This is a genomic window from Clavibacter rahimiani (genome assembly GCF_052654495.1).
In genome coordinates, this window is the sequence record NZ_CP199790.1 from 2,566,628 (window position 1) to 2,589,694 (window position 23,067).

The following is a 23,067-nucleotide window of genomic DNA, read 5'->3' on the forward strand; positions in this document are numbered from 1 at the left end:
CCCTCGGGCCCCGGCGGCGCCCGCGGGCGGCGCGGGCTCCTAGGCTCGACGGATGACGCAAGCGCTCGTGGACGTGGTCCTCCCCTGCCTCGACGAGGAGGAGGCCCTGCCCTGGGTGCTCGGCCGCCTGCCGGAGGGGTACCGCGCGATCGTGGTCGACAACGGATCCACCGACCGCTCCGCCGAGGTCGCGCGGGAGCACGGCGCGCTCGTGGTGACGGAGTCCCGCCGCGGGTTCGGCGCGGCCGCGCACGCGGGGCTCGAGGCCGCGACGGCGCCGCTCGTCGCGTTCTGCGACGCCGACGCGTCGATGGATCCCGTGCTCCTCCCCCGCGTGGTCGACCCCGTGCGGCACGGCGAGCGCGACCTCGTGCTCGGGCGCCGGATCCCGTCGACGCGCGGCGCCTGGCCGCTGCACGCACGGATCGCGAACCTGGAGCTCGCGCGACGGCTCCGGCGGATCACCGGGGTGCCGCTGCACGACCTCGGCCCGATGCGCTGCGGCCGGCGCACCGAGCTGCTCGGCCTCGGGATCCTCGACCGGCGCAGCGGCTATCCGCTGGAGATGCTGCTGCGGGCGTCGGCGGCCGAGTGGCGCATCCTGGAGGTGGAGATGCCGTACGCGCCGCGCGTGGGGCGCTCCAAGGTGACCGGCACCGTGCGGGGGACCGTCCAGGCGGTGCGCGACATGTCGCGCGTGCTCGCCGAGGCGCGCGCCGCAGCCGCCGGCGCCGACCGCACCCCGGGAGGAGCCGCGTGACCGCCGTCGTCGTCATCGCCAAGGAGTGCATCCCGGGCCGCGTGAAGACGCGCCTGCACCCGCCGTTCACGCTCGAGGAGGCGGCCGAGCTCGCGTCCGCGGCCCTCGCCGACACGCTCGCCGCCGTCGACGCCGCCGCCCCCGACCGCCGCGTCCTCCTCTTCGACGGCACGACCCCGCCCGCCGAGGCCGCCGGCTACGACGTGATCCCGCAGGTCGCGGGCGACCTCGATGAGCGGCTCGCCGCCATGTTCGACGCGCTCGACGGCCCCGTCCTCCTCGTCGGCATGGACACCCCGCAGCTCACCGCGGACCTGCTCCGCCCCGTGCTCGACTCCTGGGCGGACGGCGCCCGCGGGCCCGACGCCTGGTTCGGCCCGGCGAACGACGGCGGCTTCTGGGCGCTCGGGTTGCGGGATCCCGACGGCGCCCTCGTGCGCGGCGTCCCCATGTCGCGCGACGACACCGGCGCCGTGCAGCTCTCGCGCCTGATCGACGCCGGGCTCGACGTCGCGATGCTGCCCGAGCTCACCGACGTGGACACCGTCGACGACGCGCGGGAGGCCGCCGTGGCCGCGCCCGCCCATCGCTTCGCGGTCGCGCTCCGAACCCTGATGACCGCCGCGGACACCCGCGACGCGTCCGCACCGACCGCACCACCGCAGGGGGACCCCGCATGAGCTTGGCCGTCGACCACCCCGATGACCGCGCGGCGTCGCGCGGCCGCACCTTCGGATCCGGAGGCGGCGAGCCGTACGCCCGGGCGCTCCGCGACGCGGGCGAGGTCCTCTTCCTGTCGCTCGCGGCGGACGACGACAGCGCCGAGGTCATCGACATCAGCCGCTGGAGCGCCGACGCCGACGCGGTCGACGCGAGCCTCCTCGCCGACGCGGCCGGCCCCGTCCTCGACATCGGCTGCGGCCCGGGCCGCATGGTCCGCGCGGCCATGGACGCCGGCCTCGGCGCCCTCGGCATCGACGTCTCCCCCACCGTGGTCGAGATGGCCGCGGGCCAGGGCCTCCCCGTCCTCCACCGCTCCGTCTTCGAGCGCCTGCCCCGCGAGGGCGGCTGGGGCACCCTGCTCCTCCTCGACGGCAACATCGGCATCGGCGGCGACGCGGCCGCGCTCCTCGCCCGGTGTGGCGAGCTGCTCGACGACCAGGGCGCGCTCGTGGTGGAGACCCACCCGGATCCCGCCCGCGACCGCACCTTCGAGTGCACGGTCGAGGACGGCCAGGGCCGCGCGAGCGATCCCTTCCCGTGGGCGCAGGTCGGCCGCGACGCCGTCGCGCGCATGGCCGCCGACGCGGGCCTCGTGCTCGATCAGTCGTGGGAGACCGAGGGCCGGTCCTTCTGCCGCCTCGTCCGCGCGTAGAGCGCGGCGATCACGGCCGTCGCCACCGCGGTGGCCAGCCACATCAGCGCGAGGCGCGGCGCGTAGTCGGCGATGAGGATCGTCGGGTTCTCGTTGCCGATCGCCCGGGCCCGGATCTCCGGCACGACCACGAGCGTCATGACGGCCATCACGACGACGCCCGCCTGCACGATCACGAGCGCGCCCGGGGGCAGCCGCCGGCCGGCCTTCCGCAGCAGCAGGCCCGCCGCGAAGACGACGGGCGACAGGATCGCGTCGTGCACGAGGATCGCGAGCAGCAGGAACACGGCGACGCCGATCACCTGGTCGGTGCGCTGCGTGTCGAGCAGCGTGCGGACGCCGACGGCGAGGCCGACCACGCCGACGGCGATGAGGATCACGCGTGCCGCGAGGATCCGCCGGGTGCCGGTCATGACACCACCTCCAGGGTCGAGAGCCACTTGGTCTGCAGCACGCCGGGACGCCCGGGCGCGATCATGCGCGCCGGGTAGCCGTGCTGGATGTCGAGGGGCGCGCCGTCGAGCTCGAGCGCGACGAGGGTGAGCGGGTCGCGCACGTACTCCGGGCCCATCTCGGTGCGCCGGAAGCCGCCGCGCTGCTCGAGGCTCGTGACGCGGAGGCGCGCGCCAGGGTCGGCCCCGACCGCGTCCATCAGGTCCTTCAGCCGCACGCCGCGCCAGGTCGCCGACTGGCTCCAGCCCTCGACGCAGGCGATGGGCAGCGTCGCGGTGACGAGCTCCATGCCGCGGAGGTCCGCCAGCGTGAAGGCGCGCGAGGCGGATCCGGCGGTCACGGTGAGGGTCCACGCGGGATCCACCGCGGACTCGGTCACGCCGGCGGCCTCGGCCGTGCGGTTGACGGGGAGCGCCTGCGGACCGGTGCCCATGACGCGCGGGCCGAAGGCGTTGAACGGGGCGAGGATCCGGAAGGACTGCCCGGCGGTGAGGCCCACGACCGCGGCGACGGACGCGCCGACCGCCACGAGGAACCCGCGGCGCGCGACGGGGGCGGGCGTGACGGGGGTGTCGTCGATCCAGGCGATGACCCGGCCGGTGACGCCGCGGGGCGCGGACGCGGCCGCGACGGCCACGGGCGCCTCGACGGCTGCCTCGTCCTCGACGATGGGCGACTCGTCCGCCTGCCCGCGCCGCCAGTGCCCGGCGATCGCGGGCAGCTTCACGCCGATGTGGATCGCCAGCGACCCGACCACCACGAACGCCAGCGCCCAGTGCGTCTGCCGGAAGTAGAAGGGGAACGGCACCCACTGGAAGGTGTTGAGGAGGCCGATGGCCACCTCGAGGAGTGACGCCCCCACGAACACGGCGATCGACGCGCGCTCGAGGAACGAGACGACCCCGGTCACGGGCGGGTACGTGAGCAGCTCGGGGAAGACGATCCAGAGCTTGGCGAGCAGCAGCGGCACGCACGCGATGCCCGCCGCGATGTGGATCCCCTGCGACACCCGGTACAGCGAGACGGGCGCCGTCGGGAAGCGCATCCACGGCAGCGGCTCCTGCAGGTAGTGGCTGTAGAGGCCGGTCGCGAAGCAGACCAGGAAGGCGAGGCCGAGGAGGCGGCCGATCACCACCGCGAGGCGCGTCGTGCGCGCGGGCGAGGCCAGGCGCCGTCGGGCCTCGTGCATCAGCGTCCGCATGGGGGCCTTCCGGCGTCTCGGGGGTGGGTGGTCGGGGTCGTGCGGCGATCGTCCGGGGCACGGCCGCCAAGATGGGGTGTGCGCACCGCCCTCACCGCCTTCGTCCTGCTCGTCCTGGCCGCGCTCACCGGGTGGTCGGTGGTCGCGTTCGATCTGTTCGGCGAGGCCGACGACGAGGCGTTCTTCCGTCGCGAGGGTGCCGCGCCGTTCTTCTGGCTCGTCGTCGTGCTCTGGGTGGTGTTCGGAGCCGCGGTGCTCCTGGTGCGGAGACTGCCCGCCCGATCGGCCGCAGCGCTCATCATCCTCGGATCCGTGGGCCTCGGCGCCGCCGCGATGGCCGGCCCGCCGAACACCAGCACCGACTCCGCGCGCTACGCCTGGGACGGCATCGTGCAGAACGCGGGCGAGTCGCCGTACCGGTACACGCCCGCCGATCCCGCGCTGCGGGAGCTCCGGCCCGCCTGGCTGTACCCCGACACCGTCGCCCGGGCCGACGGCTCGGCGACCTGCACGGGCACCCGGATCCAGGGCCTGCGCGAGGACCGGACGGGCGAGCCGATGTGCACGGCCCTCAACCGCCCGCACGTCCCGACCATCTACCCGCCCATGGCCGAGCTGTTCTTCGCGGGCGTGCGCGGCGTCGTGCCCGCGACCGCGGAGTACTGGGTCTTCCAGGCCGCCGGGCTCCTGATGATGACGGCCGTCACGCTCCTGCTCGTGCGCGCGCTCCGCACGCGCGGCCGACCCGTGTGGTGGGCCGCGCTCTGGGCGTGGTGCCCGCTCGTCGCGAGCGAGGTCGTCACCAACTCGCACGTGGACGCGCTCGGCGCGCTGCTCGCGCTCGCGGCCTCGCTGCTCGTCGCCGGCGGGATGCGCTGGCGGGGCGGCATCGCGCTCGGCGCGGCCATCGCCACCAAGCTCATCCCCGTGATCGCGGCGCCCGCGCTGCTGCGTCGGCAGCCGTGGAAGGTGATCACCGCCGCGGTCGTGACCTTCGCGCTGCTCTACGTGCCCTACGTGCTCACGACCGGGATCGCCGTGCTCGGCTACCTGCCGGGCTACCTGCAGGAGGAGGGCTACGAGGACGGCGGCCGGTTCCCGCTCGTGGAGCTCGTCGTGCCCGGGCGCCTCGGGCTGGTCGCGGTCGCGCTGATCCTCGCGGTCACGGCGGCGCTCGTCTGGTGGCGGACGGACCCGGCGGATCCGTGGCTCGGCCAGGTCGTGATGATCGGCGTCACGCTCCTCGCCGTCAGCCCGCGCTACTCCTGGTACGCGCTGCTGCTCATCCCGTTCATCGCCATGACGGGCCGCGGCGAGTGGTTCGCCGTCGTCGGCGCGCTGGCGATCCGGCTGTTCGCGCCGGACATCTGGGCGTGGCAGATCGCGCTCGTGGCGGCGCTGGCGATCGTCGTGGCCGGCTCGCTCGTGCGCCTCGGCCCGGACGGGCGGCGGCGTCTCGTGCCCGCGGCCGTGCGGCGGCGGCTCGGCCGGGAGCGCGTGACGACGGATGGGCCCGGCGCCTGACCTCCGGAGCAGCCGCCGCCACGATCCGATGCGAGCCCGTCGGCTCAGCACAACACCGAGTCGAGCCGGTCATGGTCCGCCCGACGGCCTTGCTCGCTCAGCACCCCGCGCGCTTCCCGGGGGCGGGGTGGCGTCGTCGGCCTGTCGACTCCGACGCGCGTCGAGGTGATGCGGGCGGCGCCGTTCGATGAGGACGGTGTCGCGCCAGGTGCCGGCGAGCGGGCCGTACGCCATGCGGGCGACGCGTTCCCGGGTGCCGACCCGGCGGAAGCCGGCGGCCGCGTGGAGGGCGATGGTGGCGGTGTTCTCGGGGAACGTGCTCGCCTGGATCGTCCAGATGTCCGACGCGTCGGCCGCCTCGGTGAGCGCTTCGAGCAGGGCACGGCCGACGCCGCGGCCACGCGCAGCGGCGGCGACGTAGACGGAGTGCTCGACGACGCCCCGATACACCTCCCGGGTCGACGTCGGGGAGAGGGCGACCCAGCCGAGGACCCGGTCGCCGTCGACCGCGACCAGGCGGGCGACGTCGAGCTTGCCGGCGTCGAACTCGTCCCACGACGCGGGCGGCGCCGTCTGGAAGGTCGCGTGTCCGGTCTCGATGCCCTCCTGGTGGACGGCTTGGACCGCGCCCCAGTCCGCCGGGGTCATGGGGCGGATCACGCGCAGCAGCCCGAGCCGTCGGATCCGGTGCCGATGTCGGTCGAGCACACCCCGGTCTCGGGGAGCACGAGCTGCACGCGGCGGGCAGCGTCGTGGTCCCCGGCGAGCTCGTCAGCGATGGAGCGGACCTGCTCGTACCCGGTGGCGAGCAGGAACGTGGGCGCGCGGCCGTAGCTCTTCATGCCGGCGATGAAGAACCCGGGCTCCGGGTGGGCGAGCTCGGCGACGCCGTGGGCCGGGACGCTGCCGCAGGAGTGCAGGTTCGGGTCGATCAGCGGCGCGAGCAGGCGGGGTGCTTCGACGATCTCGTCCAGCGACAGGCGGATCTCGCGCAGCATGTCGAGGTTCGGGCGGAACCCGGTCGCGTTGACGACGACGTCGGCCTCGACCCGGTACGGGTCGTTCCGGCGACGGCCGAGAAGCGCCACCCGGTCCTCGTCGGCGGCGGTGACCTGGTCGATCTCGAACCGGTCGATGAGGGTGATGGCGCCCTGGCGGACGAGGTCGTGGAGGACACCACCGAGGGCGCCGCGCTCGGGCAGCTCGTCGCGCGCAGATCCGTAGACGCGGACGGGGCTGGTGGAGCGGATGGCCCAGGTGATGGTGGTGCCGGGTTCTTCACGGGCGAGGGCGGCGAGATTGAGGAGCGTGTTCGCGGCCGAGTGGCCGGCGCCGACGACGACCACGTGCCGGCCAGCGAACCGGGCCCGGTCCGCACCCTGGCGTCGGGCAGGGCATGGCTGATCCGCTCCGCGACCTCGGCCGGGACCGCCGGTGCGAGGCCGTTGGAGGTGAGGGGGTTCGGGGAGGAGTAGGTGCCGGAGGTGTCGATGACGGCCCGGGCGAGGACGTCCTCGACACCGGCCGTGGTGTCGAGGCGGAGGAGGAACGGGGCGGATCCGCGCTTGGTGGAGCGGGTGCGGTCCATGCCCTGCCGGGTGACCGCCTGCACCCGGGTCCCGTACCGGATCCGCGGCACGAGCTCCGGGGTCGCGGCCAACGGTGCGAGGTAGCTGTCGACGAGGTCATGCCCCGTCGGGAGGCGCCTCGCCGCCGGCGCATCCCAGCCGGCGGCATCCAGGAGTCGGGCCGCGGCGTCGTCGACGAGGTACTCCCACGGGGAGAACAGGCGCGTGTGGCCCCACTGCCGGACGGCGGCGCCGGCGGTGTCGCCTGCTTCGTAGACGATGACGTCGATGCCGCGCTCGAGCAGCTGCGCGGCCGCGGCGAGCCCGACGGGGCCGGCGCCGATGATCGCGACGGGCAGCCCCGTGAGGCGTCGCTCGTCCGTGCGAGGCGGGACGGTGAGGGTCATCGACATGTGGTGCTCCTTGATGGTGTCTCCGCTCACGCGGGGACGGACGCGTCCAGTCCAGCAGTCTCGGCCTGCGCGTAGGTGGCGAGGCCGTGGAGTGCGAGGTGGTGCTCGGCGTCCTCGGCGGCCGAGCAGCCGGTGCCGGCGGCGGTGATCGCCTGCCGGTACCGGTGGTCGACGAGGTCGCCGGCAGCGAACACCCCGGGCAGGTTCGTCAGCGTGGTGGGGGCGTCCACGAGGATGTACCCGTCAGCGTCGAGATCCACCTGTCCGGTGACGAGCTCGGAGCGGGGGTCGTGGCCGACGGCGATGAACAGGCCCTGCGCCTGGATCGCCGACGTGATTCCGGTGGCGGTGTCCCGGAGCGCGAGGCCGGTCATCGCGTCGTCGCCGACTACCTCGGTGACTTCGGTGTTCCAGAGCATGCGGATCTTCGGGTTCGCCAGCGCCCGGTCCTGCATGATGCGCGACGCCCGTAGTGCGTCGCGGCGGTGGATGAGGGTGACGGTTGCGGCGAAGCGGGTGAGGAACATGGCCTCCTCGAGGGCGGAGTCGCCGCCGCCGACGACGGCGACGTCCTTGCCGCGGAAGAAGAACCCGTCGCAGGTCGCACACCACGACACCCCGTGCCCGGTGAGGCGCTGCTCGCCGGGGACGCGGAGCTTCCGGTACGCGGATCCCATCGCGAGGACCACCGTGTGCGCCCGGTACGTGTTCCCGTTGCCGGTGGTGATGCTCTTCACGTCCCCGGTGAGATCCAGTGCGGTGGCGTCGTCGTAGACGATGCGGGCGCCGAACCGTCCGGCCTGGCGGCGCATGTTGTCCATCAGGTCCGGGCCCATGATGCCGTCGGGGAAGCCGGGGAAGTTCTCGACCTCCGTGGTGTTCACGAGTGCACCGCCGGCTTCGACGCTGCTGGTGAGCACGATCGGGTCAAGGCCTGCCCGGGCGAGGTAGATCGCGGCCGTGTAGCCGGAGGGGCCGGAGCCGACCACGACGACGTTCTCGATCACCTGGTCGCTCATGAGGTGGGTGCCGTCGTCTCGATGCCGAGGCCGGCCAGCATCGCCTCGACCCGCTCCGCGATCTGGTCGCGGATGGTGCGGACTTCCTCCAGGGGCAGGCCGGCGGGGTCGGTGAGGTCCCAGTCCTGGTAGGTCTTGCCCGGGTAGATGGGGCACGCGTCGCCGCAGCCCATCGTGACGACCACGTCCGCGGCCTGCACGACGTCGTCGGTGAGGGGCTTCGGGAACGCCTCGGTGATGTCGAGCCCGAGCTCACCGATGGCGGTGACGACGGCGGGGTTGAGCTCTGCGGCGGGCATGGATCCGGCGGAGCGGACGTGGACGCGGCCGGCGGACATGGTGTGGGTGAGGATCGCGGCCATCTGGGAGCGGCCGGCGTTCTGCTCGCAGATGAACAGGATCTCCGGCACGTCGTGCGCGAGGGCGCCCTTGGCCTGCGCGAGGGCGGTGAGGCGGTCGGTGGCGAAGCGGACGGTCTGGTTCGCGAGGTGCGCCTTCACCTTCGAGGTGCGCAGCAGCCCCGTGTAGGACTCCAGCACGTACCGCTCGACGGTCTCCTTGGCGAAGATCCCGGAGAAGCGGGTGCTGAGCTCGTCCGCGAGGCGGGCGAGGTAGCCCTCCGGGTAGGTCAGGCCGAGCATTCCCCGGCGGGTGCTCATGTCGGTCATGGTGTCAGGGCTCCTAGACGGTGGCGGGCAGGAGCTCGGCGAGGAGCTTCTGCACGCGGTTCTTGATGTCGTCGCGGATGGGGCGGACCTCATCCAGGCCCTTGCCCTTGGGGTCGGTGAGCTCCCAGTCCTCGTACCGCTTGCCGGGGAAGATCGGGCACACGTCGCCGCAGCCCATGGTGATGACGACGTCGGAGTCGCGGACCTGCTCGGTGGTCATCAGCTGCGGGACGGCCTGGGAGATGTCGATGCCCTCCTCGGCCATCGCCTGGATCGCGACGGGGTTGATCTGATCGCCAGGCTCCGAGCCGCCGGAGCGGACCTGGACGGCGCCTGCGGAGAGCTCGCGCATGTACCCGGCGGCCATCTGCGAGCGGCCGGCGTTGTGGATGCAGACGAACAGGACAGTGGGGGCAGCGGTGGTGTCGGTCATCGAAGACTCCTTGACGTGTGCGGTGGAAGGTCAGGCCCGGTCGGCGACCGGGTCGAGGGCAGAGACGGCAGGATCGGCGGCGGTGACCGGGTCCGTGGTGCGGGTGGGGAACAGGCGCGGGCGCAGCCACAGGGCGGCGTAGACGAGCGCGAGCAGCGCCGGGACCTCGATCAGCGGGCCGACGATGCCCGCGAGGGCCTGCCCGGAGGTGGCGCCGAACGTCCCGATCGCGACCGCGATGGCGAGCTCGAAGTTGTTGCCCGCCGCGGTGAACGCGAGGGTCGTGGTGCGCTCGTAGCCGAGACCGACGGCCTTGCCGAGCAGGAACCCGACGAGGAACGTGACGGCGAAGTAGATGACCAGCGGGATCGCGATGCGGACCACGTCCAGCGGCCGGTCGATGACCTGCTGCCCCTGGAGGGCGAACAGCATCACGATGGTGAACAGCAGCCCGTAGAGGGCGAACGGTCCGACCTTCGGCAGAAACCGGTCCTCGTACCAGGTGCGCCCCTTGGCACGTTCCCCGATACGGCGGGACAGGTACCCAGCGAGCAGCGGGATCCCGAGGAACACCAGCACGGATGCGGTGATGGCCCAGAACGAGAACTCCGCGCTCGTGGTCGGAAGTCCCAACCAGGACGGGAGGAGCTGGAGGTAGAACCAGCCGAGCGCGCCGAACGCGAGGACCTGGAAGACGCTGTTGACCGCGACGAGGAACGCCGCGGCCTCCCGGTCGCCGCAGGCGAGGTCGTTCCAGATCAGCACCATCGCGATGCAGCGCGCGAGGCCCACGATGATCAGGCCCGTCCGGTACTCCGGCAGATCCGGCAGCAGCAGCCAGGCGAGGGCGAACATGAGCGCGGGCCCGACGATCCAGTTCATCGCGAGCGAGGAGATCAGCAGCCGCCGGTCGCCGGCGACGGCGCGGGCATCGGTGTAGCGGACCTTCGCGAGCACCGGGTACATCATCACCAGCAGCCCGACCGCGATCGGCACGCTCACCGACCCGACGCTGAACGCGTGCAGCGCCTCCCCTACCGCCGGCGCGAACACCGCCAGCAGGAGGCCGGCACCCATCGCGGCGAGGATCCACACCGGCAGCAGCCGGTCAGTGGTGCCGAGGCGGGCAGGGGCGGGAGCAGCAGAAGCCATCGAGAGGTGTCACATCTTCCGGAAGTCGCGAGCATGAAGCCATCGACGAGTGTCGATGGGTTGAGCATGACGCAACCCATCGACAGCTGTCAATCTGTGCCAGGATCGATCGCATGGCCGCCCTCGACATGCTCCCCATCACGGACGTGACCGCGTGCTGCGCACCGCTCACCCGTGAGGCGATGAGCGCCGACAACGCCGACAAGCTCGCCCGGTCACTCCGTGCGATCGCGGACCCCGCCAGGCTCCGCGTGATCTCGATGGTCGCCGCGCACGACGGCCAGGAAGCCTGCGTCTGCGACCTCACCGAGCCCCTGGGGCTCGGCCAGTCGACTGTGTCGCACCACCTCAAGGTCCTCGTCGACGCCGGCATCCTCAGTCGTGACAAGCGCGGCATCTGGGCCTACTACCGGCTCGTGCCCGGTGCGCTCGACTCCCTCGCGGGGCTCATCGCCACCGTCTGAGCAGGGCGGTCGAGCCGCGCGGACGCAGGCGGGCGACGGGCCCGGCGCTTGACCCGCGGGCCGATCAGGCGACGCGCGGGATCCCGACGCGCAGCTCCTCGCCCGCGGCCGGCCGGAGCGCGGCGAAGGCGGCAGCATCGAGCTCGGCGGTGACCTCGGCGCCCGCGTCGGGGATCAGGCCGCCGGCAGCGGGCGCGCGCAGGCGCAGCGTGACGTGGATCCGGCCGGCCGCCGCCTCCACGCGGTGGACGACCCCCGCGAGGCGCACGTGGGCCGCGTCGTCGGGCCGGCCGTCGGACCCGCGGGACAGCCGCACGTCGCCGGGCGCCGCGATCAGCACGGTCGGGCGTCCCGCGGCGTCCCTCCCCTCGATCCGGTTCATGCCCACGAGCCGCGCGACGTAGGCCGTCGCGGGCCGCGCGGCGACCTCCGCGGGCGCGCCCTCCTGCACGACGCGGCCGCCCTCGAGCACGTGGATCCGGTCGGCCAGCGCGAGCGCGTCCACGGGATCGTGCGTCACGAGCACGGCCGCCCCGCCGAAGCGCCGCAGCTCCTCGGCGAGCAGGTCGCGCACGTCGAGCCGCGTGCCCGCGTCGAGCGCGGCCATCGGCTCGTCGAGGAGCAGCAGCGGCGGCTCCAGCACGAGCGCGCGGGCGAGCGCGACGCGCTGGGACTGCCCGCCGGACAGCCGGGCGGGCCGGCGGTCGGCGAGGTGCGCGATCCCGAGCCGGTCGAGGAGCGCGCGGGCGCGGTCCTCGGCGTCGGCCCGCGGGACGCCCTGCGCGCGCGGCCCGAAGGCCACGTTCGCGAGCGCGGTCAGGTGGGGGAAGAGCAGGTGGTCCTGGAAGACGACGCCCGCGCCCCGGCCCTCGGCGGGGATCCGCACGGCCCGTCCCGCGCCCGCCTCCTCGAGCACGCGGCCGTCGAGCGCGACGCGTCCCGCGGTGAGCGGCACGAGCCCGGCGAGCGCGCGGAGCAGCGTCGACTTCCCGGCCCCGTTCGGCCCGACGACGGCGGCGACGGATCCGGGGGGCACGCGCACGTCGACGTCCAGCCGGAAGGCGGCGCGCTCCACGACGACGCGCGCCGCGAGGCCGCCGACGGGGACGCCGGGGTCCACGGAGACCGCCCCGCTCACTCGCGCACCCCCGACGTCCACCGGTCGCGGAGCGACACCAGCACGACGACCGACACCGCGAGCAGCACGAGGCTCAGGACGACGGCGGCGTCGGGATCCGTCTGCAGCGCCAGGTAGGCCTCCAACGGGATCGTCCGCGTCACGCCGGGGAAGCTGCCCGCGAAGGTCAGCGTCGCCCCGAACTCGCCGAGGGCGCGCGCGAAGCAGAGCACCGCACCCGCGCCGATGCCGGGCGCGACGAGCGGCAGGGTCACCCGGCGGAACACGGTCCCGCGGCTCGCGCCGAGGGTCGCGGCGGCGTCCTCGAAGCGGCGGTCGGCGCCGCGCAGCGCCCCCTCCACCGCGAGCACGAGGAACGGCATGGCCACGAAGGTCTCGGCGATCACCACGGCGGCGGTCGTGAACGGGATCGTGATCCCCGTCAGCGCCTCGAGCGGCCCGCCCACGAGCCCGCGGCGGCCGAGCAGCAGGAGCAGGGCCACGCCGCCGATCACGGGCGGCAGCACGAGCGGCACGGTCACGAGCGCGCGGAGGATCCGCTGCACCACCGGCGGGCGCCCGGCCGAGCGCGCGAGCACGAACGCGAGCGGCACCCCGAGCACGAGGCTGAGCGCGGTGGCCGCGAGGGCGCTGCCGAGCGAGAGGCCGAGCGCGCGGGCGACGGCGGGTTCCGCCAGCCGCTCCCCCAGCGTCGCCCACGGCGCGCGCACCACGAGGGCGACGAGCGGCAGCACGAGGACGGCGAGGGCGGTGCCGGCGGGGATCCAGAGGAGGACGGGCACGCGGTCGGCCCGCTCGTCACGGCGCACGGAACCCCGCGGCCTCGAAGCGGGCGCGAGCGGCATCGCCGGCCACGAAGTGGGCGAACGCGCGGGCGGCCTCGGGCGATGCGGATCCGGCGAGCGGCGCGACGACGAGGTCGGTGGTGACGTCGACGTCCGCGGGCAGCGGCACGCCCTCGACCCGGTCGCCCGCGGCCCGCACGTCGGTCGCGTACACGACCGCGGCGTCCACCTCGCCGAGCTCGACGCGCGTGAGGGCGGCGCGCACGTCCTGCTCGAGGGAGTCCGGCCGCGGGGTCACGCCCGCCTCCTGGAAGGCCGTCGCGGCCGCCGCACCGCAGGGCACCTCGGGCGCGCAGAGGGCGAAGGTGCGGTCGGCGTCGGCGAAGTCCGCGAGCCCGGCGACGCGGCCGGGGTTCCCGGGCGGCACCGCGATCTCGAGGGCGTTGCGGGCGAAGACGCGCGGATCCGCGGCCGCCTCGCCCGCGTCGACGACGGTCCGCATGGTGGCGTCGGACGCGGCGGCGAAGACGTCGGCGGGCGCGCCCTGCACGATCGCCTGCGCGAGCGTCGAGCTCCCGCCGTAGGTCACGGTGACTGTGACGCCCGGGTGCGCGGCGGAGAAGTCGGTGGCGACCTCGTCCATGCTGCCCGTGAGCGACGCGGCGGCCTGCACCACGAGGGCGCCGGTGAGGGCGTCGGGGCCAGTGGGGTCGGAGCGGGGGGCGGTGGAGGCGACGGGCGCGGATCCGCCCGAGGAGCACGCGGCCAGGAGCCCGGCGGCCGCGAGGGCCGCGCCCACGACGGCGAGCCGGCGCCCGCGGCGCGAGCGGCCCGCGCGGATCACGCCCGCCCGCCCGTGAGCGCGTCCGGCGCGAGCAGCTCGACGCCGACGGCCGTGGCCTTCACGGTCGCGACGGCGGGCGCGCCGACCTCGAGGCCGAGCTCGTCGGCGGCCTCGCGGCTGATGAGCGACACCATCCGGAAGGGTCCCGCCTGGATCTCCACCTGCGCCATCACCCCGTCGCGCACGACGCGCGTCACGATGCCGGCCATGCGGTTCCGCGCCGACGCCTGCGGGCCGCGGGCGGCGGAGGCGGCGAGCGCCCCGTCCGCGGCGAGCTCCGTCGCGAGGTGGGCGAGCTGCACGCCGTCGACCTGGATCAGCCGCCCCTCCCCGCGCACGAGGTCGAGCCGTCCGGCGTCGGCCCAGCGCCGGAGCGTGTCGTCGCTCACGCCGATGAGCGCGGCGGCCTCGCTCACGCGGTAGCGGAACGGCGTCGGAGCGGGTGCGGCGTCCGATGGCACCTCGGCATCCGCGGCGCGCGACGACCTGCGGTCCCTCTTCTGCGTCATGGACCGATCCTAGGCACCGCACCCGCGGCGCGCGACGACGAGCCGGATCCGGTCCGCGTCGGCCCCGCCGCGACGCCCGCGTAGCCTGGTCCCATGAGCACCTCGCTGGGGATGCCGGCGATGCCGCGTCCCGCCGCCGCGCCGGGTCCCGCCCGGCCCGACGACCCGACGCTCCTCGACGCCCACGGCCGCCGCGCGACCGACCTCCGCATCTCGCTCACCGACCGCTGCAACCTCCGCTGCACCTACTGCATGCCGGCCGAGGGGCTGCCCTTCACGCCCGACCGGCAGGCGCTGCAGCTCGCCGAGATCGAGCGGCTCGTGCGCATCGGCACGCGGGACCTCGGGGTGCGCCAGGTACGCTTCACGGGCGGCGAGCCGCTCCTCCGCCGCGACCTCATCGAGATCATCGCCGCGTGCGCCGCGCTCCCCGACCGGCCCGAGATCTCCCTCACCACCAACGCGATCGGCCTCTCCTCCCGCGCGCAGGCGCTCGCCGACGCCGGGCTCGACCGGATCAACGTCTCGCTCGACTCCGTGCACGCCGAGACCTTCCGCCTCATCACGCGCAGGCCGTTCCTCGACCGGGTGCTCGAGGGGATCGACGCCGCCGCGGCCGCGGGGCTCGCGCCCATCAAGATCAACGCGGTGCTCGTGCGCGGCGTCAACGACGACCAGGCCGCGGACCTCCTCGCCTGGGCGGTGCAGGGCGGCCACCAGCTCCGCTTCATCGAGCAGATGCCGCTCGACGCCGACCACGCGTGGGACCGGGACGAGATGATCACGGCGGCCGAGATCCGCGCGCGCCTCTCGGAGCGCTTCACGCTCGTGCCCGACGAGGAGCCGCGTGACGGCGCCCCCGCGGAGCTGTGGCGCGTGCACTCCCGCGAGGGCGGCGCCGGCACCGCGATGCTCGGCCGCGTCGGCGTGATCGCGAGCGTCACCGAGCCGTTCTGCGCCGACTGCCGCCGCACGCGCCTCACCGCCACGGGCGGTGTCCGCAGCTGCCTCTTCTCGCACACCGAGACCGACCTGCTCGCGCCGATGCGCTCCGGCGCCTCCGACCGGGAGATCGCCGACCTCTGGCGCGGCGCGATGTGGGCGAAGCCCAAGGGCCACGGCATGGACGACGCCGACTTCATCCAGCCCGCCCGCTCGATGAGCGCGATCGGGGGCTGACGTGATCGTGCCCGTGGAGCTCTTCGCCGCCGCCGCCGCCGCGCTCGGCCGCACGACCGACGAGGTCGACCTGCCCGACGGCGCCGCGCTCGGCGACCTCATGGACGCGCTCGGCGCCCAGGGCGCGACGACCGACGACCCCGCGAACGCCGCGGCCGTGCTGGCCCGCTGCTCCTACCTCGTGGAGGGCGTCGCCACCACCGACCGCGACGCGCCCCTCACCGCCGGCAGCGCGGTGGACGTGCTGCCGCCGTTCTCGGGCGGCTGATCCGACGCGGATCCGCGGCCCCCGCCCCGTAGGCGTCGGCCCGCGGACGCGGGAGGCTGGGGCATGAGCGACGACATCGACCCCACGCGCGTCCGCGGCCAGCCCGCGATCCGGAGCGGACGACGGCGGGCCTGGCTCGTCCCGGCCGGGCTGCTCGCCGCGGTGACGATCGCGCTGCTCGTGGCGGCGCTCGACCTCGAGACGTGGATCCCCGCGGTCGGGATCGCCGCCACCGCCCTGCTCTACGCCGCGATGCTCGTGGTCGCCGGGACCGTGCGCCCCGTCCGCACGCGGAACGTCGCCCTCGCCTGGCTCATGATCCTCATCGCCGTCGTCGGGCTCGGCTCGCTCCTCCTGCTGCTCGGCGCCGAGCGGGCGGCGGGCGCGGCGGGCGCCTGACCGCCGACCGCCCATGCCGTCCGCGCCCGCGCCGTCAGGCGGCCCCGCGCGCGGCGACCAGGGTCGCGACGGCAGCCGCCCCGCGCTCGGCGTCCGCGACGGTCACGAGCCGCGCCCGGCCGTTCCGGAGCCGGACGACGAGGCCGGGCCCCGATCGGGTGACGTACGCGACGCCGCGACCCGAGAGCCGCAGGCCCCAGCCGCCCCACTGGCCGGGCGACACGTCCTCCCAGCCGCCCGACTCGATCCGGTCGAGGGGCACGCGCATCACCGGGATCCGGCTCCATGAGGACGTGACCCGGAGCCCCCGCGCGTCGACCGTGACCTCCACCCGAGCGAGCGCGAGCATCGACAGGCCGGCCACGAGCAGCGGGACGGCGGCCAGCGCGGCGCTCCCCGCGCCGGTCGCCGGAGCCGCGACGGCGACGCCGATCCCCAGGGCCAGGACGAGGGCGCCGACGCCGGCGAACCAGCCGCTGCCCGCGTGCGCGCGCCAGGCGACCCGGGCCGAGGCGGGGACCGCGAGTGGCGGCACGTCGTGGGCGGGGACGGGGGCGGCCCCGCGGATCAGCGCGAGCGCGGGGATCGCCGCGGCCACCGCGCCGACGCCCAGGATCACCGCGGCCCACCACATCGGGAGCGTGCCGTCGCCGACTGCGGCGCTCGCCGCGATCGCGATCCACGCGGCGGCGAGGCTGCCCGCGAGCAGGTGCACGACGAGCAGCCACGTCGCCGCGGTGCGCCGATCCCGTGCCCCGAGGCTGACGACGGCGACCACCACCCCGAGGACGGCGAGGCCGAGCGCGATCCCGAGGAGGACCCACGGCGAGCCCCACCCGTCCGGCTGCCCATCGGCCGCGAAGTGGATCGCGACGCGACCCGGCAGCGACGGCGCGAGCACGACCGCCGCCACGACGAGGGCCAGGGCGACGACCACCCCGGGGGCGACGACCGCCACGCGCGTCCGGGTGGTCATGGCTGCGGTCTCGTGCATCATCGTGCTCCCTTGATCATCGTGACGAGGTCGTCGACGGGGACCCCGAGCGTCTCCGCCTGGTCGCGGAGCTCCTCGACGAGGGTCCGCAGGCGGTCGAACGAGGCGTTGCCGGAACGCAGGACCGTCGCGCCGCGACCACGCCGCAGCTCGATGAGGCCGTCGTCCTGGAGGGCGGCGTACGCCCGGAGGACCGTGTGCATGTTGACGTCGACGGCGGCCGCGAGGTCGCGGGCCGACGGCAGGCGCTCCCCGCTCGCGAGCTCCCCGCGCGCGATGGCATGGCGGATCTGCGTGGCCACCTGCTCGGCGAGCGAGGCGCGGGCGGCAGGGTCCACCGTGATCAGCATGTTTGCATTGTATGCGAACAATGGTGTGCACGCCAGAGGGCAGCGTGCGTGGCGGCGACGATGACGGTCATGGTCACGACCTCCCGTCCCCGGCGCCCCCATGCGGCCCCGGTCGCGCGCCCGCGCTCGCATCCCGCACCGTCGCGCCCTAGCGTGGGGTCATGGAGGACCGCGGGGGGCGGCCCTCCGACGCGCGGCGTCGGAGGCGGGGGTTCCGTCTGCGCCGGGGCGCGGTCGGGCCGGATGTGGCGCGCCTCATCGCGGAGGCGCCCATCCGCGCGGGCGTGGAGCGCGGGATGGTCCGCACGCTGTCGGTCATCGGCCCCCTGCTCGCCCTGCTGTCGCTCCCCGCGCTCGCGGTGGAGGACGCGGACATCGCCCCGCCCCCCATGGCCGTGGCGGTGTGCCTCGCCACGCTGATGATCGCGGCCGTGCCGGCGTCCCTCGTGCCGCGCGGCCTGCCCGCGTACCGGAGCCTGCACCTGTCGGCCCTCCTCTACGCGGTGCTCATCGCCCTCGAGCCGCTCCGGATCGCGGGGTCGACGCTCCCCGACGCGGCGCCGTGGCTCGTCGCGCTGTCGTGCATCGGGTTCAGCTGCATCGCGATCGGGGTGGAGGACCCGCGCCGTGCCCTCGCCGCCTGCTGGGCGTGCGTCGTGCTCGTCGCCGCGATCTACGCGGGCCGCCTGCCCACCCCGGAGCTCGTCATCCAGGCCGTCGGGCTCGCGGCCATCGCCGCGGCCCTCGTGCTCGGCGTCCGGGCCCTGCGCGTGCGGGCGAGCCGGGCCGACGCGGCGGAGCGCCGGGCCCGGGCGCTGTTCGAGGGCTCGCGCCGCGGGGCCGCGCTCACCGCGGAGCGCGTGCGCACGGACGCGCTCCTGCACGACACCGTCCTCGCGGCCCTCCTGTCCGCCGCCGGCCGCGACGCGCCCGACCGGGTCGCGCGCATGGCCCGCTCCGCCCTCGACATCGTCTCCGACACTGCGGGCGGGCCCGATGCCCGATCCCGCACGGTGCGCTTCGGGGACGCCGTCGCCGCGGCCGAGCGCGAGATCGCCCCGCTGGAGGGCCTCGCGCGGCTCGACCTCGCCCGGGTGGCCGCCGTCGAGCTGCCGTCCGCGGTGGCCGACGCCCTCGTCTCCGCCATGATCCAGGCCCTCAGCAACAGCGTCACGCACGCCGGCGCCGTGACCGTGCGGACCGCGACGGCCGCGCCGACCCACGACGGCGGGCTGCGGATCCGCGTCCGCGACGACGGCTGCGGCTTCGACCCCGCGCACCTCGAGCCGGACCAGCTCGGGGTCCGCGTCTCGATCCTCGAGCGCATGCGGCAGGTCGGCGGCGACGCCGACGTCCGGTCCGTGCCGGGCCGCGGCACCACGGTGGTGCTCGAGTGGCGGCCGGACGACGCCCCTCCCCCGGCGGACGCCGCCGTCGACGCGACGCGCGAGAGCCTCGTCCCTCGGCGGGTCCTGTACGCGACGATGATCGGCCTCGCCATGGGCGCGATCGTCGCCGCCACCCTGGAGGCCGCGCTCGTCTACCGGGCTGTCGGGCCCATGATCGCGGCGGCCCTCGGGCTCACCGCGATGCCCTTCCTCATCCGCGGGGCGCGCACCGGCCGGATGCGCACGCGCACCGCCTGGACCCTCGCGTCCGTCGGCGGCGGGATCTGCGTGACCGGCACGATCGGGCTGGCCCCCGGCGAGGTCGACTCCGTGACCATCGCCTGGCTCACGTGCGGGGTGCTCGCCGGCTGCGTCCTGGTGTGGATGGCCGGCCACCGCCTGCCGCCGCTCGTCGCGACGGCCTTCCTCGTCGCGGCGATCGCCGTCTGGGGCGGCCCCGCGGACGTCGTGCGCCTGGGCCTCGCCGCCGAGATCGTGCTCGTCGCCGCCGGCCTCCTGCTGCACCGGGCGCTCCGCCGCGTGACCGACGCGACGGAGCGGGCCGCCGCCACCGAGCGGGAGACCCTGCTCTGGCAGGCCGAGCTCGACGCGTACCAGCTCGAGCGGCAGGACCGGCTGCGCAGGGCGGAGAGCGAGGTCGCGCCCGTGCTCCGTCGGATCGTCGAGCGCGACGGCGAGCTGGACGACGCGTCGCGGGCGGAGTGCCGCGTCCTCGAGCAGACCCTGCGGGACGAGATCCGCGGCCGGCGCCTCCTGAACGACGCCCTGCGCCGGGTCATCCGCGCCCACCGCCGACGGGGCGCGCTCGTGCAGGTCCTCGACGACGGCGGCCTGGACGACCTCGCACCCGCGGCGCTCGACGCCCTGCTCGACGACGTGGCGGAGCGGCTCCGTCCCGTGCGGTCCAGCCGCATCGTGATCCGGACCGGGGATCCCCAGTCGGACACGGCCGTCACGATCGTCGCGTCCTCACCGGACGAGATGGCGGCCGCCCTCGGGCTCGACGGCGACGACACGGTCGACCTGTGGACGACCGTCCCGCGACCGGCGGCCCGCGCGCCGCGCTGACGCCCGGGATCCGCCCTATCGGCCCGCCCTCAGGCCGACTCGCGCACCACCAGCTGGTGCCGCACCGTGCGCACCACCTCGGGGCCCGAGCGCGGCAGCTCGCCCGCGATCATCGCGACCGCGAGGTCGAGCGCGTGGCGGGCGAGCTCGTCGAGGTCCACCGCGAGGGTCGTGAGGGTGGGCGCGAGCAGGCGCCCGAGGGACAGCCCGTCGATGCCGACCACGCGCACCTCGCCCGGCACGTCCACGCCGGCGCGGCGGCAGGCGGAGAGCACGCCGAGCGCGCACACGTCGTTGAAGGCGACGATCGCGTCGGCCGTGCGCGGGCGCGCGACGATGCGCTCGGTCGCGGCGGCGGCGGCCTCGGCGGTGGGGGCGGGCGCGCGGACGATCGTCGCCTCCATCGACCGGGCCTGGAAGGCGCGCAGGAGCAGCGCGGCGCGCGCGCTCGGGCCGACGGCGACCGCGGCGTCGAGCACGACCGGGCGGCGCACCCCGGACGCGGCCAGGTGATCGGCGAGCGCCTCGATCGCCTCCGAGGGATCCAGCTGCACGGCGGCGCGGAGGGGTGCGGCATGCGGATCCAGCTCCACGACGGGCACGGAGCCCAGCCGGGCGATCCACTCGGCCGCGCGGAACCCGAGCGTGCCGATGACGGCGTCGGTCTGCGCGCCGAGCGCCTGGACCATGCGGTCGGAGTCGGCCGCGAGGCCCACGTCGGCGAGCGACACGTTCCAGCCGCGGGCCGCGGCGATCCGCACGACCGCGGCCGCGAGCTCGGGCGACCACGGGTTCCGCAGGTCGTCGACGACGAGGCCGAGCTGGTGGTCCCCGCCCGTCACGAGCCCGCGGCCGAAGCGCGACGGCCGGTACGCGAGCGCCTCGGCGGCGTCGAGCACGCGCCGCTTGGTGGCCTCGCTGATGCCGGGCATGCCGTTCATCGCGCGCGTCACGGTCTGGCGGGAGACCCCGGCGGCGGATGCGACGTCGTGGATGGTGGCGCGGCCGGCCGCCTCGCGACCGGCCGCGCCCCTCCCGGCCGCGCCCCTCCCGGCCTCGTCCGGACCGCTCAGCCGCGGAGGTCCAGCCACGCCACCTGCTCCGGGGTGAGCTCGACCGAGAGGCCGCGCATCGAGGAGCGGACCTCGGAGATCGTGCGCGGGCCGAACAGCGGGAAGGTCGGGAACGGCTGCGCGAGCACGTAGGCCAGCGCGATCGCCGTCGCCTGCACGCCGTGCTCGGCCGCGAGCTCCTCGGCGCGGCGCAGGCGCTCGAAGTTGTCGTCGCCGTAGTAGCAGCGCACGAGCTCCGGGTCGCTCAGGTCGTCCGGGCGGGCGCGGCCCGTGAAGAAGCCGCGGGCCTGCGACGACCACGGGAGCAGCGGGATCTGACGCTCCTCGAGCCAGGCCTTGGAGGCGGGATCCGTGACGTGCACGCATCCGGCCCACGGCACGTCGTACGCCTCGGCCAGGCCGAAGTGGTCGCTCAGCGCCTGGAAGCCCGCCCGGCCGTTCGCCTGCGCGTAGGCCTGCGCCTCGTCGAAGCGCTCGGGCGTCCAGTTCGAGACGCCGTAGGAGCGGATCCGCCCCGCGCGCTGGTGCTCGTCCATCACGTCGACGAACTCCCCCACCGGCACGTCGGGGTTGTCGCGGTGCATGAGGTAGATGTCGGCGTAGTCGGTCCCCTGGCGCTCGAGGCTCTCGAGCAGCTGGCTCGTGAGCGACTCCGGGTCGCAGTGCGGGGTGTGGGCGCCCTTGGTGATGACGACGACGTCCTCGCGGATGCCGCGGTTCCGGATCCACGTGCCGAGGCGCCCCTCGAGCACGCCGCCGCCGTAGATGTAGCCCGTGTCGAAGGCGTTGCCGCCCTGCTCGACGAAGTGGTCGAAGATCGCCGAGGCGTGGGCGAGGTCGGGCTGGTTGTCGACGCCCATCACGAGCCGGGACATGCGCTTGCCGACGCCGGGGATCTCGCCGTAGAGCATGGGGCTGTCGTCGCGGACGCGCAGCGGGCGGCCGGAGACGGTGGGGATGTCCGCGTCCTCGGCCTCGAACGGGTAGCGGAGCTCGAGGGCGGCGCGCCAGCGGTCGAGCGTCCGGGCGGTCGCGAGGATCTCGTCGAGCGTCATCTGCGCGGCCTCGCCGAGGCCGGCCGCGAGCGCATCGGTGGTGGCGTCGGCCTCGATCGCGTACGGCTTCGCGTCGGGGAACGTCAGCGTGCGCGGCTCCTCGCCGACCACGGAGACCACGATCGCCGGCTCGCCGCCGAGGGTCCAGGGATCGGCGAGGTGGATGCGGCCGCGGCTGCCGAGGATCGTGAGCGCCTGCGGCTCGTCGAGGGCGACGCCCGTGCGGAGGGTCGCGGTGATCCCGCCGCGGTAGGTTGCCCGCGCGACGGACCACTCGTCGACGCCGGTCGGGCCGACCGTGCCGTCGACCTCGAGGGTCAGGGGCTCGGCGACGGCGATCCCGGTCGCGGCCTGCACGACGGCCGCCGCGGCCGTGACGGTGTAGCCGCCCACGTCGAGGATGCCGCCGCCCGCGGTCGCGGGGTCGTAGAGGCGGCCGGTGCGGGATCCGGTGCGGAAGGAGAAGGACGCGTCGACGTGCGCGACGTCGCCGATGACCCCGTCCCGGAGGAGCTCGAGGAGCGCCGCGGTCTGCGGGTGGAAGCGGTACATGTACGCCTCGACGAGCGGGAGGCCGGCCTCGCGGGCCGCGTCGACGAGGGCCATCGCGGTGCCGTGGTTGACGGCGAGCGGCTTCTCGCAGAGGACGGCCTTGCCGGCGTCGAGCGCGCGGATCACGAGGTCGGCATGGCCGGTGTGGACCGTGGAGATGTAGACGGCGTGGACGTCCGGATCCGCGAGGACGGCGTCGTAGCCGCCGCCGGTGACGTCGGCGAAGCCCTCGCCGGCGGCCTCGGCCGCGAAGGCCTCCGCGCGCTCGGGGCTGGAGCTGCCGGCGGCGACGAGGCGGGCGCCCCGCTCGCTCGCGGGCAGCTGGGAGAGGAAGCGGCGGGCGATGGAGCCCGGGCCGAGGACCGCCCAGCCGGGTGCGGTCGGGGTGGTCGGGGTGGGGTCGGTCATGGTGGG

Annotated in this window: 23 protein-coding genes and 2 pseudogenes; 9 read left to right on the top strand and 16 right to left on the bottom strand. The window is 75.3% G+C overall.

Annotation, left to right across the window (positions count from 1 at the left end):
• The first annotated feature begins 52 nt into the window (after positions 1 to 52).
• From ACT7CP_RS12140 to ACT7CP_RS12150, 3 genes are read left to right on the top strand one after another with little or no spacing between them, the layout of a single operon-like run.
• Positions 53 to 760 carry a glycosyltransferase family 2 protein gene (locus tag ACT7CP_RS12140; RefSeq protein WP_445442424.1) on the top strand — a complete coding sequence of 236 codons (708 nt, stop codon included), beginning with the start codon at positions 53 to 55 and terminating at the stop codon, positions 758 to 760.
• Entirely contained in the window at positions 757 to 1,440 is a 684-nt protein-coding gene (locus ACT7CP_RS12145; protein ID WP_445442425.1) for a TIGR04282 family arsenosugar biosynthesis glycosyltransferase, read from the top strand. Before ACT7CP_RS12140 ends, ACT7CP_RS12145 begins: the two co-directional genes overlap by 4 nt.
• Positions 1,437 to 2,135, top strand: a complete 699-nt coding sequence (locus ACT7CP_RS12150; RefSeq protein ID WP_445442426.1) for a class I SAM-dependent methyltransferase — start codon at positions 1,437 to 1,439, stop codon at positions 2,133 to 2,135. The genes ACT7CP_RS12145 and ACT7CP_RS12150 overlap by 4 nt, the downstream gene beginning before the upstream one ends.
• On the opposite strand, the gene ACT7CP_RS12155 is transcribed toward ACT7CP_RS12150, so the two are convergent.
• Together ACT7CP_RS12155 and ACT7CP_RS12160 are read right to left on the bottom strand one after the other, a co-directional pair.
• Positions 2,084 to 2,548, bottom strand: a complete 465-nt coding sequence (locus ACT7CP_RS12155; protein WP_445442427.1) for a hypothetical protein — start codon at positions 2,546 to 2,548, stop codon at positions 2,084 to 2,086. The genes ACT7CP_RS12150 and ACT7CP_RS12155 overlap by 52 nt on opposite strands.
• The gene (locus tag ACT7CP_RS12160; protein WP_445442428.1) at positions 2,545 to 3,789 is read right to left on the bottom strand and encodes a molybdopterin-dependent oxidoreductase; all 1,245 of its coding nucleotides are present in this window, start codon (positions 3,787 to 3,789) and stop codon (positions 2,545 to 2,547) included. The genes ACT7CP_RS12155 and ACT7CP_RS12160 overlap by 4 nt, the downstream gene beginning before the upstream one ends.
• Positions 3,790 to 3,867: 78 nt before the next feature.
• Between ACT7CP_RS12160 and ACT7CP_RS12165 the strand changes: the two genes are divergently transcribed.
• On the top strand, positions 3,868 to 5,313 hold the full coding sequence (locus ACT7CP_RS12165; protein WP_445442429.1) for a glycosyltransferase family 87 protein: 1,446 nt from the start codon (positions 3,868 to 3,870) through the stop codon (positions 5,311 to 5,313).
• Between the two features lie 171 nt (positions 5,314 to 5,484).
• Here the strand turns inward: ACT7CP_RS12165 and ACT7CP_RS12170 are convergent.
• The 6 genes and pseudogenes from ACT7CP_RS12170 to arsB all read right to left on the bottom strand — a co-directional run.
• A pseudogene (locus tag ACT7CP_RS12170) lies at positions 5,485 to 5,961 on the bottom strand (GNAT family N-acetyltransferase); the annotation flags it as partial.
• An 8-nt stretch (positions 5,962 to 5,969) separates the two neighbouring features.
• Positions 5,970 to 7,294: pseudogene (locus tag ACT7CP_RS12175) on the bottom strand (FAD-dependent oxidoreductase).
• Between the two features lie 26 nt (positions 7,295 to 7,320).
• Entirely contained in the window at positions 7,321 to 8,313 is a 993-nt protein-coding gene (trxB, locus tag ACT7CP_RS12180) for a thioredoxin-disulfide reductase (RefSeq protein ID WP_445442430.1), read from the bottom strand.
• Positions 8,310 to 8,981 (bottom strand): arsenate reductase/protein-tyrosine-phosphatase family protein, encoded by a 672-nt coding sequence (locus tag ACT7CP_RS12185; protein ID WP_445442431.1) that lies wholly within the window; start codon positions 8,979 to 8,981, stop codon positions 8,310 to 8,312. The genes trxB and ACT7CP_RS12185 overlap by 4 nt, the downstream gene beginning before the upstream one ends.
• Positions 8,982 to 8,994: 13 nt before the next feature.
• Positions 8,995 to 9,414 carry an arsenate reductase ArsC gene (locus tag ACT7CP_RS12190; RefSeq protein ID WP_445442432.1) on the bottom strand — a complete coding sequence of 140 codons (420 nt, stop codon included), beginning with the start codon at positions 9,412 to 9,414 and terminating at the stop codon, positions 8,995 to 8,997.
• 30 nt (positions 9,415 to 9,444) lie between these two features.
• The gene (gene arsB, locus ACT7CP_RS12195; protein ID WP_445442433.1) at positions 9,445 to 10,566 is read right to left on the bottom strand and encodes an ACR3 family arsenite efflux transporter; all 1,122 of its coding nucleotides are present in this window, start codon (positions 10,564 to 10,566) and stop codon (positions 9,445 to 9,447) included.
• Between the two features lie 113 nt (positions 10,567 to 10,679).
• Here arsB and ACT7CP_RS12200 point away from each other — a divergent pair, with 113 nt between their 5' ends.
• Positions 10,680 to 11,030, top strand: coding sequence for a metalloregulator ArsR/SmtB family transcription factor (locus tag ACT7CP_RS12200; protein WP_414751297.1), 351 nt, complete (start codon positions 10,680 to 10,682; stop codon positions 11,028 to 11,030).
• 64 nt (positions 11,031 to 11,094) lie between these two features.
• Here ACT7CP_RS12200 and ACT7CP_RS12205 read toward each other — a convergent pair whose 3' ends face one another.
• Genes ACT7CP_RS12205 through ACT7CP_RS12220 form a run of 4 tightly spaced genes read right to left on the bottom strand, consistent with a single transcriptional unit; the run spans position 11,095 to position 14,306 of the window.
• Positions 11,095 to 12,150 carry an ABC transporter ATP-binding protein gene (locus tag ACT7CP_RS12205; protein ID WP_445442434.1) on the bottom strand — a complete coding sequence of 352 codons (1,056 nt, stop codon included), beginning with the start codon at positions 12,148 to 12,150 and terminating at the stop codon, positions 11,095 to 11,097.
• A gap of 14 nt (positions 12,151 to 12,164) precedes the next feature.
• Complete coding sequence (locus ACT7CP_RS12210; RefSeq protein WP_445442435.1) at positions 12,165 to 13,013, bottom strand: ABC transporter permease; 849 nt, start codon at positions 13,011 to 13,013, stop codon at positions 12,165 to 12,167.
• A complete protein-coding gene (gene modA, locus ACT7CP_RS12215; RefSeq protein WP_445442436.1) occupies positions 12,967 to 13,797 on the bottom strand; it encodes a molybdate ABC transporter substrate-binding protein in 831 nt (276 codons plus the stop codon). Before modA ends, ACT7CP_RS12210 begins: the two co-directional genes overlap by 47 nt.
• Positions 13,794 to 14,306, bottom strand: coding sequence for a TOBE domain-containing protein (locus tag ACT7CP_RS12220; protein WP_445442437.1), 513 nt, complete (start codon positions 14,304 to 14,306; stop codon positions 13,794 to 13,796). The genes modA and ACT7CP_RS12220 overlap by 4 nt, the downstream gene beginning before the upstream one ends.
• Before the next feature lie 93 nt (positions 14,307 to 14,399).
• On the opposite strand from ACT7CP_RS12220, the gene moaA reads away from it, so the two are divergent.
• The 3 genes from moaA (at position 14,400) to ACT7CP_RS12235 (ending at position 16,152) form a co-directional block, all read left to right on the top strand.
• Positions 14,400 to 15,485 carry a GTP 3',8-cyclase MoaA gene (gene moaA / locus ACT7CP_RS12225; RefSeq protein ID WP_445442438.1) on the top strand — a complete coding sequence of 362 codons (1,086 nt, stop codon included), beginning with the start codon at positions 14,400 to 14,402 and terminating at the stop codon, positions 15,483 to 15,485.
• Position 15,486: 1 nt separating this feature from the next.
• Complete coding sequence (locus ACT7CP_RS12230) at positions 15,487 to 15,753, top strand: MoaD/ThiS family protein (RefSeq protein WP_445442439.1); 267 nt, start codon at positions 15,487 to 15,489, stop codon at positions 15,751 to 15,753.
• A gap of 63 nt (positions 15,754 to 15,816) precedes the next feature.
• The gene (locus ACT7CP_RS12235; RefSeq protein WP_445442440.1) at positions 15,817 to 16,152 is read left to right on the top strand and encodes a hypothetical protein; all 336 of its coding nucleotides are present in this window, start codon (positions 15,817 to 15,819) and stop codon (positions 16,150 to 16,152) included.
• A gap of 34 nt (positions 16,153 to 16,186) precedes the next feature.
• Here the strand turns inward: ACT7CP_RS12235 and ACT7CP_RS12240 are convergent, their stop codons facing one another.
• Both ACT7CP_RS12240 and ACT7CP_RS12245 read right to left on the bottom strand, forming a co-directional pair.
• Positions 16,187 to 17,128: a DUF1648 domain-containing protein gene (locus ACT7CP_RS12240; RefSeq protein ID WP_445442441.1), complete on the bottom strand. Its 942-nt coding sequence runs from the start codon at positions 17,126 to 17,128 to the stop codon at positions 16,187 to 16,189.
• Positions 17,129 to 17,145: 17 nt separating this feature from the next.
• Entirely contained in the window at positions 17,146 to 17,496 is a 351-nt protein-coding gene (locus ACT7CP_RS12245) for a GntR family transcriptional regulator (protein ID WP_445442442.1), read from the bottom strand.
• 296 nt (positions 17,497 to 17,792) lie between these two features.
• On the opposite strand from ACT7CP_RS12245, the gene ACT7CP_RS12250 reads away from it, so the two are divergent.
• A complete protein-coding gene (locus ACT7CP_RS12250; RefSeq protein ID WP_445442443.1) occupies positions 17,793 to 19,973 on the top strand; it encodes an ATP-binding protein in 2,181 nt (726 codons plus the stop codon).
• A 29-nt stretch (positions 19,974 to 20,002) separates the two neighbouring features.
• Here ACT7CP_RS12250 and ACT7CP_RS12255 read toward each other — a convergent pair whose 3' ends face one another.
• Together ACT7CP_RS12255 and ACT7CP_RS12260 are read right to left on the bottom strand one after the other, a co-directional pair.
• Positions 20,003 to 21,064 (bottom strand): LacI family DNA-binding transcriptional regulator, encoded by a 1,062-nt coding sequence (locus ACT7CP_RS12255; protein ID WP_445442444.1) that lies wholly within the window; start codon positions 21,062 to 21,064, stop codon positions 20,003 to 20,005.
• On the bottom strand, positions 21,043 to 23,061 hold the full coding sequence (locus ACT7CP_RS12260) for an aldo/keto reductase (protein ID WP_445443987.1): 2,019 nt from the start codon (positions 23,059 to 23,061) through the stop codon (positions 21,043 to 21,045). Before ACT7CP_RS12260 ends, ACT7CP_RS12255 begins: the two co-directional genes overlap by 22 nt.
• Positions 23,062 to 23,067 lie beyond the last annotated feature (6 nt).

Coding starts and splice junctions, on each gene's coding strand:
- ACT7CP_RS12185 (WP_445442431.1), bottom strand. CDS start 8,981: ATGACCGACATGAGCACCCGCCGGGGAATGCTCGGCCTGACCTACCCG.
- ACT7CP_RS12245 (WP_445442442.1), bottom strand. CDS start 17,496: ATGCTGATCACGGTGGACCCTGCCGCCCGCGCCTCGCTCGCCGAGCAG.
- arsB (WP_445442433.1), bottom strand. CDS start 10,566: ATGGCTTCTGCTGCTCCCGCCCCTGCCCGCCTCGGCACCACTGACCGG.
- ACT7CP_RS12235 (WP_445442440.1), top strand. CDS start 15,817: ATGAGCGACGACATCGACCCCACGCGCGTCCGCGGCCAGCCCGCGATC.
- trxB (WP_445442430.1), bottom strand. CDS start 8,313: ATGAGCGACCAGGTGATCGAGAACGTCGTCGTGGTCGGCTCCGGCCCC.
- ACT7CP_RS12260 (WP_445443987.1), bottom strand. CDS start 23,061: ATGACCGACCCCACCCCGACCACCCCGACCGCACCCGGCTGGGCGGTC.
- ACT7CP_RS12200 (WP_414751297.1), top strand. CDS start 10,680: ATGGCCGCCCTCGACATGCTCCCCATCACGGACGTGACCGCGTGCTGC.
- ACT7CP_RS12140 (WP_445442424.1), top strand. CDS start 53: ATGACGCAAGCGCTCGTGGACGTGGTCCTCCCCTGCCTCGACGAGGAG.
- ACT7CP_RS12155 (WP_445442427.1), bottom strand. CDS start 2,548: ATGACCGGCACCCGGCGGATCCTCGCGGCACGCGTGATCCTCATCGCC.
- ACT7CP_RS12190 (WP_445442432.1), bottom strand. CDS start 9,414: ATGACCGACACCACCGCTGCCCCCACTGTCCTGTTCGTCTGCATCCAC.
- ACT7CP_RS12220 (WP_445442437.1), bottom strand. CDS start 14,306: ATGACGCAGAAGAGGGACCGCAGGTCGTCGCGCGCCGCGGATGCCGAG.
- ACT7CP_RS12150 (WP_445442426.1), top strand. CDS start 1,437: ATGAGCTTGGCCGTCGACCACCCCGATGACCGCGCGGCGTCGCGCGGC.
- ACT7CP_RS12250 (WP_445442443.1), top strand. CDS start 17,793: ATGGTCCGCACGCTGTCGGTCATCGGCCCCCTGCTCGCCCTGCTGTCG.
- ACT7CP_RS12240 (WP_445442441.1), bottom strand. CDS start 17,128: ATGACCACCCGGACGCGCGTGGCGGTCGTCGCCCCCGGGGTGGTCGTC.
- ACT7CP_RS12160 (WP_445442428.1), bottom strand. CDS start 3,789: ATGCGGACGCTGATGCACGAGGCCCGACGGCGCCTGGCCTCGCCCGCG.
- ACT7CP_RS12210 (WP_445442435.1), bottom strand. CDS start 13,013: ATGCCGCTCGCGCCCGCTTCGAGGCCGCGGGGTTCCGTGCGCCGTGAC.
- moaA (WP_445442438.1), top strand. CDS start 14,400: ATGAGCACCTCGCTGGGGATGCCGGCGATGCCGCGTCCCGCCGCCGCG.